General features: G+C 50.5%; 13 protein-coding genes and 1 tRNA gene. 13 read left to right on the top strand and 1 reads right to left on the bottom strand.

Features of this window, described 5'->3' with window-relative positions:
* The 11 genes from B1H56_RS14975 (at window position 1) to B1H56_RS09495 (ending at window position 10,019) form a co-directional block, all read left to right on the top strand.
* Window positions 1-135, top strand: coding sequence for a hypothetical protein (locus B1H56_RS14975; RefSeq protein WP_278287608.1), 135 nt, complete (start codon window positions 1-3; stop codon window positions 133-135).
* Between the two features lie 49 nt (window positions 136-184).
* On the top strand, window positions 185-487 hold the full coding sequence (locus B1H56_RS09540; protein WP_066523576.1) for a hypothetical protein: 303 nt from the start codon (window positions 185-187) through the stop codon (window positions 485-487).
* A gap of 195 nt (window positions 488-682) precedes the next feature.
* Window positions 683-1,291, top strand: a complete 609-nt coding sequence (locus B1H56_RS09535) for an SHOCT domain-containing protein (protein WP_066523572.1) — start codon at window positions 683-685, stop codon at window positions 1,289-1,291.
* A 351-nt stretch (window positions 1,292-1,642) separates the two neighbouring features.
* A complete protein-coding gene (locus tag B1H56_RS09530) occupies window positions 1,643-2,821 on the top strand; it encodes a phage tail tape measure protein (protein ID WP_121418997.1) in 1,179 nt (392 codons plus the stop codon).
* A complete protein-coding gene (locus B1H56_RS09525; protein WP_121418996.1) occupies window positions 2,812-4,665 on the top strand; it encodes a hypothetical protein in 1,854 nt (617 codons plus the stop codon). Before B1H56_RS09530 ends, B1H56_RS09525 begins: the two co-directional genes overlap by 10 nt.
* Window positions 4,662-6,263, top strand: coding sequence for a phage distal tail protein domain-containing protein (locus B1H56_RS09520; protein WP_066523568.1), 1,602 nt, complete (start codon window positions 4,662-4,664; stop codon window positions 6,261-6,263). The genes B1H56_RS09525 and B1H56_RS09520 overlap by 4 nt, the downstream gene beginning before the upstream one ends.
* 4 nt (window positions 6,264-6,267) lie before the next feature.
* Window positions 6,268-7,257: a hypothetical protein gene (locus B1H56_RS09515; RefSeq protein WP_066523567.1), complete on the top strand. Its 990-nt coding sequence runs from the start codon at window positions 6,268-6,270 to the stop codon at window positions 7,255-7,257.
* A 1-nt stretch (window position 7,258) separates the two neighbouring features.
* Complete coding sequence (locus B1H56_RS09510) at window positions 7,259-8,509, top strand: tail fiber domain-containing protein (protein WP_066651218.1); 1,251 nt, start codon at window positions 7,259-7,261, stop codon at window positions 8,507-8,509.
* Complete coding sequence (locus B1H56_RS09505; RefSeq protein WP_066651227.1) at window positions 8,506-8,775, top strand: hypothetical protein; 270 nt, start codon at window positions 8,506-8,508, stop codon at window positions 8,773-8,775. The genes B1H56_RS09510 and B1H56_RS09505 overlap by 4 nt, the downstream gene beginning before the upstream one ends.
* A 102-nt stretch (window positions 8,776-8,877) precedes the next feature.
* Window positions 8,878-9,720: an N-acetylmuramoyl-L-alanine amidase gene (locus B1H56_RS09500; RefSeq protein WP_066523213.1), complete on the top strand. Its 843-nt coding sequence runs from the start codon at window positions 8,878-8,880 to the stop codon at window positions 9,718-9,720.
* Between the two features lie 14 nt (window positions 9,721-9,734).
* Window positions 9,735-10,019 (top strand): phage holin, encoded by a 285-nt coding sequence (locus B1H56_RS09495; RefSeq protein ID WP_066739610.1) that lies wholly within the window; start codon window positions 9,735-9,737, stop codon window positions 10,017-10,019.
* 161 nt (window positions 10,020-10,180) lie between these two features.
* On the opposite strand, the gene B1H56_RS09490 is transcribed toward B1H56_RS09495, so the two are convergent.
* Window positions 10,181-10,257, bottom strand: a tRNA-Val gene (locus B1H56_RS09490).
* Window positions 10,258-10,390: 133 nt separating this feature from the next.
* On the opposite strand from B1H56_RS09490, the gene B1H56_RS09485 reads away from it, so the two are divergent.
* Window positions 10,391-11,419 carry an aldose epimerase family protein gene (locus tag B1H56_RS09485; RefSeq protein WP_066523214.1) on the top strand — a complete coding sequence of 343 codons (1,029 nt, stop codon included), beginning with the start codon at window positions 10,391-10,393 and terminating at the stop codon, window positions 11,417-11,419.
* 143 nt (window positions 11,420-11,562) lie between these two features.
* On the top strand, window positions 11,563-13,959 hold the full coding sequence (locus B1H56_RS09480) for a cation-translocating P-type ATPase (protein WP_066523215.1): 2,397 nt from the start codon (window positions 11,563-11,565) through the stop codon (window positions 13,957-13,959).
* The last annotated feature ends 62 nt before the right edge of the window (window positions 13,960-14,021 follow it).

Genomic DNA, 14,021 nt, shown 5'->3' with positions numbered 1-14,021 from the left:
GTGATTTATAGGTTGAAGAAAGGCGGCCATACCGCCGTGACCGATGACGCGGACAAAAAGGATCAGTTTATTAAGCTGGGGTTTGTGCTGCAAAAAGAAGAAAAGAAAGAATCCAAGAAAAAAGAGGCTGAATAAGGATTGGGGCGGCGCAAGCTGCCCCCTCCCTATTGAATACGGAGGGAACATGAAAGAGATAAAAATTGTTATTGACGGCAAAGACTATGTAAAAAAAGGATTTACGGGGGAAGATTGGCTTAGGCTATTGGATTACATCGAGGCGGCAGGCGATAAAATCCTCACAAAGCAGTTTTTTGATGCGAGATATGATTTTTTGTCCGACGTAATGAAAATTGACAGGAAGAAACTGGAAAAAGCAGACCTCGAGGAAGTGACTGCGGCGTTTAAGGAAATAGAGAGTGGTATTTCAAGCGCTTTTTTCGGTACTCCGGTGGCGACGGAAAACGAAGCCCCGGCGACGCAAGAATAGGCTTTTTAAAATTGGCGCATGACATGATGATGCATCACGGCATGCGGATAGATGACTTCCTGTCACAAGATTTGGAATGGCTATTACGCGCAAGCCACGCGGCGGACCAGCCAGAATTTACATTTATTGATGAATTGTGATAGTTGTCCCCCTTTCGCCGTATGTGGTATTATATGGGAAAGGGAGGAATACGTTATGGAAAGTAATAGAATCAAAACTGTGGCAGATATGCAAAAGGCAGAAAATGATTTTTTAAAAAAAGTCAATTTTGTAGAAGATTTTGGATTGGAATTTACCGATGAAAAATCTTTTACACGATGTTTTTTGATTAGTAAAGACCGCCGATTTTATTGTACTCCAATTATGAGTAACCCAATATTTCGCGTGGAAAAGTTAGATGATGTTGTAGATGTTTCCATAAGTGAAAATAATGCCCAAGTTCAGGGGTTGCATGATATGATGGTCGGAAACGCTCTGCTTGGGGCACCCGGCGCATTGGCAACCGGGCTAGGGAAAGGTGGAAAAGTAAATGATTTGCATCTTGATATCGTATTAAAAAGTACAAGAGATGCCCACATGAGGATTGACCTCATTGATGACCCTGTACGAATAAAAAGCGATATGTATCAAGTTGTTATTTTGACGGCTGAAAAAATATATGCGCAACTTAAGTCTGCGATTGCCTCATCGCCAGACAGCCTATCTTCTGCCGATGAGATACGAAAGTTTAAAGAATTAGCAGATGATGGAATTATAACGCAGGAAGAATTTGAGGCAAAGAAGAAACAACTGTTAGGATTATGAGTAAGGCCGATCAGCAATGGGCGGTTTTATTTTGGAAAAATGAGTGATATAATAGCATAGCAGGGAAAGAATGTTAGGCGGCAAAATCCCCCGATCAAGCGAAAGGGGGTAATGCCTATGGCTGAATTGCTTTTAGTAGTGATTGCCCTCGTATTTACTTACGGGATAGTAGTTACGATAAAAAGACACTGAGGCTGCCTAACCGCGAATTAGGCAACCTCTTGAAGTTGTAAACACTTAAGGGGGCAACGCCGTTTAGCGCTTTCCCTGCTTATATTATACCACGCGGAAATCAAAAGTAAACAGCAATTTAAGGCACTCGAAGGGGTGTCTTTTTTACGTGGAGGAAATATGCAAAACGGAATCGTTGGGCGCCTGCTTGTTGAAATAACTGCAAATATGGACGGGCTGCAAAGCGGATTACAGAAAGCGGAAAAGGCAAGCGAAAATTCCCAAAATAAAATGCAAAATAGCTGGACGACGGCAGCGCAAAAAATGAATTCCATTGGAAACAAGCTTACGCTTGGGGTCACTGCGCCGCTTGTTGCCGGAGGCCTTGCGGCGATTAAATACGCATCTGACCTGGAAGAAACGTCGCAGAAGGTGGATGTTGTATTTGGAAAGAGCGCAGATTCTGTGAAAGAATGGGCGGGGACGGCTGTTGAGCAAATGGGCCTTGCAAAAGAGACGGCCATGTCTGCGGCTTCTACCTATGGCAATATGGCTGATGGAATGGGGATTGCTTCCGATACAGGTCTCGAAATGGCAATGAGCCTGACGCAGTTATCCGCTGATCTCGCATCATTTAACAATACTTCGCAGGAAACGGCGCGCATTGCCCTTAACAGCGTGTTTACGGGTGAGACAGAAACCCTTAAGCAATACGGCATTGTCATGACGCAAACAAACCTACAGCAGTTTGCCATGCAACAGGGAATCACAAAGAATATCCAGAGTATGACGCAGGCAGAACAGGTGCAGCTTCGGTATAACTATGTACTCGCCAATACAACAAATGCGCAGGGGGATTTTGCGCGAACGTCTGACAGCGTTGCCAACCAAACGAGGATGGCAAAGGAGCAGTTCAAGGAAGCCGCTGCCATGCTGGGACAAAATTTGCTCCCGGCGGCGACAGGGATATTGAAGACCGTAAACGGGATGTTGAAAGGATTTAATAGTCTGGACAAGGGGACGCAAAAGCTCATCATTACCTTGGGCGGAATTGCAATCGCAGCGGGCCCGGTCATGAAAATCGGTTCCGGCGCGATAACAACGGTTCAGAAGCTTTATTCCGCTGTACAGAAATTTAAAAAACCTATTGAGGAGCTTCCAAAGACACTGACGAAGACTAGTAGCTTTGTGGACGAATTTGGGAATAGCCTTACTCATACGCAGACCGCCGCGCAAAACACCGGCACTGCAATACCAGCGATAGGAGCAGGGGCAAAAGCAGCAGAACCAGGCGTAAAATCGTTTGGCGCAACGCTCAACTCTGCGTTGGGAATAATCGGTCTTGTGGGGTGGCAGTAACAACGCTTATTGGCGTTTTTTCCGAACTTTCCAAACCATCAGAGGAGGCGCAAGCCCTTAAAGATAATACGGAAGAATTGATAGAATCCCTAAACAAAAGTGCTGCAGAATTCGAAAATTCAACGGCAAAAATCGATGCGCAGGCTGCTATGGCAAACACGCTTGCGGGAGAGATCGAAAGCCTCAACAACGATATTATTACCATGAACGAGGCTGACGGTGCTTCTATTGCACAAAAAGAGTTGCTAAAGCAAAAAGCAAATGAGCTAAACTCTGTATTGGGGGAAACAGTTGTTACGATCAATGACCAAACAGGAGCAATTAACGAAAATGTTGGAAGTATTTATGATGCAATTGAAGCATACACGAAACAGGCGAAAACGCAAGCATTTTTAGAACGATACAACCAGCTATTAACTGATACAAATAATCTGCAGCTAGACAATGCGATTGCGGCGAGGAAAGTACAAGAAGGGGTAGCAAAGCTACATCCAGATTTGCAAAAAAACATTGAACTATCAGGAAAGCTTCATGGAGAGCAAGGAAGATTAAATACTATTATTTCTACCGCGGATAATGACACAGCATCCTACGCAAGGACACTTAGAGATTCTGGGGATGCGTTAGCCAAAGCAGATGACGAAATGGAAACATTTAAAGCTGCCGCCCAAGACCTTGGAATAGATATCGATTCCTTAATCATATCAACACAGGGGGAGACAGAAGCTATTGAGACACTGTCGGCAGCAACCAAACAGATAACAGAAGACGAGGCTCGTCTGTTTATGCAGCGCCAAGAAAACGGAGAGAAGCTCAACAAAGAAGACGCGGCAAACCTCGAGCTTTGGAAGGCCAATAACGCGGAACGCGCGGAGGTACTTGAAGAAGAAGTGAGGCGCGAAGCGGAGCTTTACCAGAAACGTGTAGATGCGGCGACAAACATGAACGACAAGATCGACCTGTCAAACCAAGTATCGCTGAAGAAAGCTGCGGAAAACCTCGAATACAACACACAAGTTACGCAGAATATGGTTGCGAATCTCGATTCTCTGTATGGAAAAATACCGGAGTCCCTATATACCTATCTGGAAGAAGCTGGGACGGATCAAGCGAAATTAATCTCGCAGCTTGCAGATGAAATGGAGGGCGGCGGAAGCGAGGTTGCGGAACGGTTTGTAAACGCTTATCTTGCGGCGCTAAACGCCGGAAAGTCTCCCGCCGAAGCGGCCTCATACGCCTTTGGCTCCGACACACAGACAGCATCCGGCAAAGGTGTAGCAGATAATACCGCGCTGCAAGCCGAAACGGTCAATCAAATGGATGACACGATCCAATCCATGCGCGGCATCATCGACGGCGGGAACTTTTATTATTTGGGCATGGGGATCATCAATGATATGGCACGCGGAATGCGCACCGTGTCCGGGAATCTCTATAGCGAAGCTGATCGAATCATGGATAGCCTAAAAAGCCGCTTGTCTGTCACCATTGAGGCGGCAACAACAGCGAGTGGCGCAAAGATACGGGCCTACGATGTTGGCGGATATTTCAACAGGCCACAACTTATCCAGATAGCGGAAAAACGCCCGGAGTTCGTCGGTGCAGCGGATGATCTGGAATCCTTCATCAGCAAAGCGGTAAATAACGCCTTTATAGGTGTTGATCCGATTGTCACTCAACCGTTGCCTAACATGAATTTAGGAAATTCCGGAACGGGAGATATGCAGGTAAATATCTCTATGCCAGTCACAGTAAAAGGCAAAATGACAGATGCGGAAATTAGGCGCATGACGGACCAAATGGTCTATACGGTACGGAAAAAAGTAGGGAGGCTAATGAATTGAGAAAACTCTATCTTGTAGACGGAACAGGCCGGGAGCGGTCCCTGCAATCAGATATTGAGTTTATGTGGGAACCCTCCGGCCTCGGATTTGCGGAAAACCGGGAATATGCGCAGGTGGAATACGGATTTTTCATTGAATCCTCAAAAGATTTTGAGCAGCCGGAAATAGGCGGCACGCTTGTGTTCTGGTCCAAAACACAAGAGCCGTACCAAACCTATCACGAGTTTGTGGATTGGGTACAGGGAGCGCAAGACATGCAGCTAAAATATGTTCCCTACCCGGGGCGGGAACTGTACATGGATGTGAGCCTGGACGGGCTGGAGCGCACGGAAAAAACATTGTACGGTACGCTGGAATGTCCGGTCGTTTTTCATGGCACCAGCCCGTATCACAAAAAGAACCCGCTTACGTTTCTGTTCCAAACGGATTCCACGGTAAACCCAATGCGGTTCACGTTCAAATTCCCGTTTAAGTTCTCGGACAGCGGAGCGGGCGACGCGCAGGTATTTACCCCGCAGGGGCATTTTCCAGCCGCGATGGAGCTGACGGTCAATGGGCCGTGTTCAAATATCTACTTCAAGGCAGAGGACAACGCAACGGGGGAGCTGATTGGGGCGCTTGACCTGTCCGGCGTGTCGGTGGAGGCGGGGGACCGCATATATTATTCCTCCCGGCCAAACGCAGACGGGGTGTGGAAAGTGAGCGGGAACACACGCACTGACCTTGTGGAATCTCTCAACGAGAATGTGGCTAATTTCTTTACGCTTCCAGTCGGAAAAGAAGTGCGGGCGACACTGGCGGCAGACACGGCTCCGGCCTATGGCAAGGTTACGCGGATCGGTGGGAACTCTGTGCAGGAAGCCGGGGAAAATATGCCATCCCCAGAGCATCCGAGTGAGATCGAGAGCGTGGGAGACGGCGGCGCAATAGACATTACGGTCAACGGTTCTAAGGCAGTGAGCATCCCAATAGACCAACCGTTACGCGCCCTGCGGGATGCGGACGGGAATATTACCGCGCAGGATCATGTGGACGCGGACGCGGGCGGGACCGTGCGGAACGTAGAGTTCGTGGAATTTAACGGCACAGAGAATTGGGCAGTCGCGGGAGCTTCCTCAACGGACTATATCGCGGCATATATTGTTATCCCGGAAAAAAAGGCCGGAATGATGAATCTGATGTCGAGCCATTTTCAGATAAAAGAGATGGGCGTTACGAACCCGCAGTCTAATTTTATGCGCGGGGCGAATTCCTCCAGTGCGGTCTATCTGTCTATCGCGAAGGCGGCACTGGATGAGTGGGACGAATCCTTTTCGGACGCGGAGAAAGCAGCGCTTATCAAGGCGTGGCTTGCCGCGCAGAAGGCGGCGGGAACGCCCGTTAAGGTGCAATACGGGCTTGCGGAGCCGACGAGAACGTCGATAGAAGCCCCCGGGATATTTGAGACCAAACAGGGGACAAACACTGTGGAGACGGACGGCGTGAAAGGAACCCTTTCCGTACAGGCGGGAAATACAACCTATTCCGGGGAAACGGTTACATTTGACGTGGAGCCAATCATACACACATTACACGTCCACGAATATTTCAAGGGGTAAGAAGATGATCGCATATATACGGGACAGGCACACCTTTAAGCTCAAGCATCATGCCACGGCGCTTAGCTATGACATGACGGTGCAGTCCATTTACGATGAGGTATCGGAATTTACGGTCAAGGGAACAGGGTCTTCCGCAAAAGCGGGGGACTTTTTCTTTGCCGGGAAATTTTTCGGGGTCGTGAAGGAGGTGGATAAAGACCGGGAGACGCTAAGCGTCACGTGCAGTGATATTGACACGCTCTTTTCACGGGATATCCCGGACGCGCCCGGAACGGTCAGCGGGAGTATCGAGGGATATATCAAGTCGCTGATCGACAAGTATTATGTGAATCAGCCGGACGCAGTGTATGCCACGCCGTACCTAACGGTGGCCGCCTCTACGTCTACGGCTGGAAGCGCCCTTCCTGACGTAGAAGACGGGGTGTGGAATGTAAAGTCGTACCTATCCAAGGTGCGGCGGCTGTACAACATCCACACATCTTATTCAGTGGTGAACGGCAAGCTGGTGATGCGTATCTATTACCGGGACAGGCAGACGCACAAGGTATTCCTGGATTTGTCGGACTACGAGATTCTGGAGGAATCTTTTGCGCATGAGGCCATCGGGAAGATCACGACGGTTGCGGAAGACACCGGAGCGCGGCGGGACTGGTATTTGCTCAAGGATGGGACGATCACGAACACCTATACTGATGAAAACCGGGTGGACGGTACGTGGGAAGTCTTAAGCGTGAGCGAGGCGGCAAACGCGGCGCAGGAAGTCAAAAACAAGTTTACGGAAAACAGCGATTCGCATTTGATTGAATTTGCATGCGGAAAGGATTACGAATTTTATGATAACCTGACCATCCGAACGAAGGAAGGTCGGGTGCTTAACAGTTACATCTCCGCAATCCGTAAAAGCAGCGAACGAACCAAAACGGTATACAAAAGTGGAGAACTGCGGATTATGCTGGATGAAAAAATAAACATGAGGCTTGGAGGGAAATAGTATGGCATTAAACGGATTGATCTTTGACAGGCGGAACAATACGGCGAAAAACTGGAGAAGCATTCTTGCGGAGATCATGGGAGATGGGATCATCGGAAGCGGGTGTGAGGTCACATCTACATCGAATTCGATCACTGTAGGAGGCGGGCACTTTATCCTGAAAGGCGCTGTGATCGAAAACAACGGGGCGGACACAATCCCTGTCACGCCAACGCTTACAGACGGATATGTGCGCCTCATATGCAGGATTGACCTAACGCAGGAAGCGAGTGAGACGGGGCCGGGCCAGGTTGGGTGGGTAACGGACTTTTCCGCAACGCCGACATTCCCGGCCCTGGTACAGGAGGATATCAACGGCACGGGGAGCGTCTATGAGGGCGAGATCGCGGTGTTGCAGATCGTGAGCGGCAACATCACAGGCATCACGCGGCAGATCGGCGCTGCGGAGATCGACGCGGAGAAGCTGGGCGGAAAAGCCGCAGTGTTGTATGCGCTTGCCGCGGATGTATTGAAAAATAGCGGAGCACAAGTATTAGATGGAAGTCTTGACGCAAGTGGAAACATCATAGCGCCTAATTTCAGGATAGATGTAGCGGACGGTTCTATGTGGTTTACGGGCGGGTCAAGGCGGTTCAGGATTCACTATGACAGCGGAAATAATCTATATTTTCACGTATATAATGCCGATGGGACAAGTGTTGTGGCGACGCCGCTGTATATATCGGCAGCGGGAGAGGTTGTCGCACCAACGATAAACGCGACGGGTGCGCTGAAATCGCAGGGTACATATAACCGTACAACGACGGCGGCGGCGAACACTCATATTTCCGACAGCGCAAGCGGCCATCATTTTTACCGCTCTACATCATCACAGCGGTGGAAGACGAATATCAACGCCGCAGACCTGGAAGAGATCAGAAAAGTATTATTAAAAATCCTTGTGGTCAACTTTACATCATTGTGTGAATGCGACGATCCAGATAAGGTACACACGGGATTTATTGCAGAACAGCTTGCAGAGATAGACCGGCGCATGGCAACGTATGGCACGGATGATGATGGAAATGAGCAAGTAGAAGGATTTGACAGCAACGAATTGATTTCGCGTACTGTGGCCGGGTGGCAGATACATGAAATGGAGATAAATGGGATTAAAGCGAAAGCTGCAAAATTTGACGCGCTTTCGGCGCTGCTCGTTTCCAAAGGAATCCTCACGCAGGAAGAAATTGACGGATTGGGGGATAAGGCATGATGCAAATAGAAATCACAATCCTGATTGCCGCAGTCGGGTGCTTTGTCGGCCTTGCGGGGTGGCTGACCGGACGGGACAAAAAAATAGCGAATGACAGCAAGTGGCGGGGCGGTGTAGACGCAAAGCTCGACACGATACTTGGCATAAAAAGCGACGTCGAAAAGCTCGATTGCAAGGTGGACGACCACGAACACAGAATTACGGCGGTAGAAGAAAGCGCAAAGCAAGCGCACAAAAGAATCGATCATATACAAAAAGACCACTAGGCGGCGAGAGCCGTTTTTATTTTGGATTGGTTGAAGATGTGAAAAAGCTGTAGGTGAAATAAGGCGCGGAAGCGCCTCGAATTTAAAGGAGGAGAAAGAACAATGAGTAAAATTTATATCAACCCGGGTCACGGCGGGAGCGACAGCGGGGCCGTAGGCGTCGGAGGACGGCAGGAAAAGGACGACGCGCTGCGTTATGCGTCCGCAGTGGCGGACAAGCTGAAAGCGGCGGGACACACTGTAGAACTGGAGCGGAATGCGGACTACCTTATCAATGTGAAAGACATTGCGAAGAACGCGAACCTGTGGGGTGCGGACCTGTTCATTGCTTTTCACCGCAACGCAGGAGGCGGTGCGGGCGCGGAGTGCCTGATCGTAACTGGTGCAAGCGCAACGTCGCGGGAAATGGCGCAGGCGGTCCAAAGCGCGCTTGTGGGTGTTGGGTTCCGTGACCGGGGCGTTAAGGTGCAGGACAGGAACACCTATGTGCTCTCCCATACGACCATGCCTGCAACGACCATCGAGTGCGGATTCATAGATAATGCTGGGGACAACGCGTTGTTTGACAGCAAGTTTAATGAGATCGTTCAGGGGATCACGGCCGCGATTCTTTCCATTGCCGGAGGCGTTGTGCCGAACACGGCAACGCCGCCCAGCCCGTCCGCGAATGTGCCGGAGCTTACGCGGGTATTAAAACGCACCAGCCCGATGATGACGGGCGACGATGTGCGGCAGTTGCAAGAGCGGCTCAAGGCACATCTTGCCGATCCGGGAAAAATAGATGGGGAGTTTGGTGATAAGACCAGAGATGCCGTGATTGCGTTCCAGCAGGCGAGGATCAACGAAGGAAGGGACGTGGGATGCCGCTACAACGGCAACAAGCCGGACGGTAAGTGCGGCGAACTGACGTGGGCGATCTTGTGGGAGCCCGCGCCGGGGGAATAAGAAAGGAGAAAGCTATGAGTAAAATTAATTGGAAGGTACGGGCAAAAAGCCCGCTGTTTTGGGTAGGGCTGTTAGGCGTGATCGCATCGCCTGTGCTTGCGTATTACGGGCTGTCGTACGCGGACATGACGACGTGGGAGAGCATCGGGAACGTGCTGCAGCAGTTCTTCACAAACCCGTTCCTGATTGGCACGGTGGCGATGGCGGCGTTGTCGTTTATTGGCGTGCTGACCGACCCGACCACAAAAGGGATTAAGGACAGCGAGCAAGCGCAGGGGTATACAGAGCCGAAAGGTTGAGGATGTGGGGCCGCTTGCGCTGATGCGTGGGCGGCCCTTTTTTTGCGAAGGTGTGAAAAACCCAAATATATGGAGGATGGAACACCGACATCGCATAAAACGTGTAAAAAACGTGTATGGAAAAAAGAAAACCCGCTTAAATAGCGGGTCTATTTGGTGTTTGGTGGAGACAGCTGGGCTCGAACCAGCGACCCCCTACATGTGAAGCAGGTACTCTGACCAACTGAGCTATGCCTCCACTGCTAACTATTATAGCACACCTCCTTCATATTGCAAAAGAAAATTTCACAAAAAATTGATTGATAACGGATAGGAAAAAAGCCGCTTTTGATGTAGAATAATAATAGCAAATCAAAAGGGCGGTAAAGATCATGATTGAAACTCAAAAAACTGGCAGTAAAGACGGTAAGGATATTTTTGTTTATACATTTTCGAGTGAAGCCGGCGGATGCATGAAGGTCACGAATTATGGCGGGACGATTATGTCGGTCGAAATGCCGGACGCAGACGGCAATAGGGCGGATGTAGTGCTCGGCTTTGAAACGCCGGAGGAGTATTTTGGCGGCCATCCCTTTTTTGGCGCAACAGTCGGGCGGTATGCCAACCGGATCGCAAACGGCCGGTTCACGGTGGGCGGAAAGGATTACGCCATCCCGTGCAACGAAAACGGGGTAAATCTTCTTCATGGAGGAGACAACAGCTTTAACCGCAAGGTGTGGGACGGTACGGCAGACGGCAATATGCTGACCCTTTCCTATCACAGTCCGGACGGGGAAGGCGGCTTCCCGGGCGCGGTGGATGTGCGCATTGAAATGACCCTTACGGACGATAATGCAGTGCGCCTCGAATATTTTGCAGAATCGGATGAGGACACCATATTGTCCCTCACAAATCATTCTTATTTCAACCTGCGGGGGGAGGGCGAGATCAGCGACCATGTGCTGACCATCGACGCCGGGGAATATACGCCGGTGGACGGCAACCTGATCCCCACGGGAGAGATTGCCGAGGTTGCGGGCACTCCGCTCGATTTCACGCATCCGCACCTGATCGGCGAGCGGATCGAAGATCCATTCCCGCAGATGAAGCTGTGCGGGGGATACGACCACAACTTTGTTTTGTGGGGCGCGGGCTTCCGGCGTGCGGCGCGGGTTGAAGACCCGCAGAGCGGCCGCGTGATGGAGGTCTATACGGACAAACCGGGCATGCAGCTCTATACGGCGAACTTCGTGCCGGAGATGAAGGGGAAGAACGGAGTGCAATACGGCCCGCGTACGGCCTATTGCTTTGAGACGCAGCTTTTCCCGGACAGCGTGCACCACGATGAATTTCCTTCCTGCATCCTGCAGAAGGGAAAGACCTACCACGACGTAACGGAATACCGGTTCCTCACGAAATAAGGGAATTCTTAAGACTTTTGAAACGGCGGATGAAGAAATCCGTCGTTTTTGTTAGGAATTTATAAATTTTGGCGGATAATCATTGGAGCATAGGGTAAATATGATATAATAAAGTCACTATGTAATGACGGGGAAGGAACGACATGGACGACGGGCAACAGCGCTATGATTCGGACTGCCGCACGGGGCTTACGGACGGACAGGTCAAAAGCCGTATTGATGCGGGTCTCACAAATGCGTATAATACGAATACGACAAAATCGTACCGGCAGATTTTTAAGGATAACCTTGTAACCTTTTTTAATATACTGAATATGGTGTTCACGGTCCTTATCGTGATGACGGGCTACATCAAGGAACTTGTTTTCCTGCTCGTTGTCGTGGGGAACCTTGTCATTGGGATTGCACAGGAGATCGTAACCAAGAAAACGCTCGATAAGCTCTCGGTGATCGTGGCGGCCAAGGTCACGGTGGTACGGAACGGAGCCGAAAAGGAGATCGGCGTTGCGGATATCGTCCTTGACGATGTGATGCAGCTTCGGCCCGGCAACCAGGTATGTGCGGACGGGGTGATGCTTGAAGGATCGGTGGAGGTCAACGAGTCCCTGATTACGGGCGAATCCGACGTTGTGGCCAAGGGCCCGGGCGACTTTCTTTATTCGGGCAGCTTTATCGTATCGGGCAACGCTTACGCGCGTGTGGAGCGCGTGGGAATTGAAAACTATGCAAATAAAATTTCCTATGATGCGAAGGCATCTAAAAAGCGTACGTCCGAGCTGCGCAATTCCCTCAACCGCATCCTTAAAATTATCAGCATCATCATCGTGCCGGTGGGTATTCTGCTGTTTCTGAAACAGGGGCTTGTGGTGGGCCTGCCCATACCGGATAATACGGTCAAAACGGTGGGGGCCCTTATTGGCATGATCCCTGAAGGCCTTATCCTGCTCACCAGTATTTCCCTTGCAACCAGCGCCGTGATCCTCGCGACAAAGCAGACGCTTGTGCAGGACCTCTACTGCATCGAGACGCTCGCGCGTGTAGATATCCTGTGCCTTGACAAGACGGGAACGATCACCGAGGGAAAGATGCATGTGGAGGAAGTCATTCCCGTAGGCGCTGCAAAAGACTTGGACAGGATCCTCTCCAATATGGCCGGAGCGCTTCAGGACGATAACGCGACTTTCCATGCCGTAGTGGAAAAATTCGGCAAGAGCTTTGACCATGAAGTAAAAACCATCGTGCCATTTTCTTCGGCGCGTAAATACAGCGGCGTAAGCTTTGAAGGGGAAGGGACCTATTTCCTCGGGGCCTTCGAGTTTATTTTTCCCAACGGGTATGCGGGCCTCGACGCGGAAAAATACGCGAAACAAGGAAGCCGGGTGCTGGTGCTTGCGCACAGCGACGCCACCGACGTGCTGGATAACAAGGTCCCCGGGGGAATGCGCCCCATCGCGTTCCTGCTCATTTCCGACCGGATTCGGGCGGATGCGAAAAAGACGCTTGAATTTTTTGAGAAGCAGCAGGTAGAGCTTAAGATCATATCCGGGGACAGTCCGGTCACGGCCGGCGCGATCGCCAAACGCGCGGGCGTAAAAAATTATGAAGCGGTGGATGCCACCCTGCTCAAAACGAAGGAGGATATTGAGGCGGCTGCCGAAAAGTACAGCGTGTTTGGGCGGGTAACGCCTTCCCAGAAAAAGGAATTGATTGCCGCGCTGAAACGCAAGGGTCATACGGTCGCCATGGCGGGCGACGGCGTAAACGACGTGCTGGCCCTGAAGGAATCCGATTGCAGCATTGCTATGGCGTCGGGCAGCGACGCGGCTAAAAATATCGCCAACCTTGTGCTGCTCGATTCTAATTTTGCGACGATGCCCGATATTGTAAATGAAGGGCGCAAGGTAATCAACAACATAGAACGCGTGGCCACTCTGTTTATTACCAAAACGGTGTATGCGGTGCTCCTTGCGTTCGCGACGGTAATCCTGCTCGACAGCAGTTATCCGTTTACGCCCCTGCAGATGACGCTAATCAGTTTTGTGACCATTGGCTTCCCGGCGTTTTTCCTTGCTTTGGAGCCGAATTTTGCGCCGATCAAGGAGCATTTCCTGATTAATATTTTAAAAAAATCATTGCCCGGAGGGCTTTCCGTTATTATCGGAATCCTTGCGGTCAACGTGCTTGCGGGAATCTTCCAATACACCCCGGCGGCGGTCTCCACGATGTGCATGCTCATGGCGGTTGCGGTCGGTATGTGGGTGGTAGCTAAGGTCAGCATGCCGTTTACCACGGCGCGCAAGGTGATCCTCGGCAGCGCCATTGGCCTGTTCATCCTGTGCATCATTTTCCTCAGGGGCTTTTTCGATGTGGCGCCAATCAGCCTTCCGCAGGCCGTTGTAGTGTGTGTTTTCACGGCGGTCGCGCCGTTCATGATGCGGGGCTTTGAACGCATTGTGGAAAAACGCGCGGACAAGTTCCTTTCCAAGAAGATCGTACGCAGGAGCCTGCAGATTACGGACGACGAGCTGAAGAAGAAATAAACCGGGATCAAAAAAGGACGGGCGGTTGCCTGTCCTTTTTTAATACAAAAATTATTTGGCGG

Source organism: Christensenella minuta, from assembly GCF_003628755.1.
Classification (GTDB): Bacteria; Bacillota; Clostridia; order Christensenellales; family Christensenellaceae; genus Christensenella; species Christensenella minuta.
The sequence above is the reverse complement of the archived record's forward strand: the minus strand, read 5'-3'. Positions and strand labels throughout refer to the sequence as shown.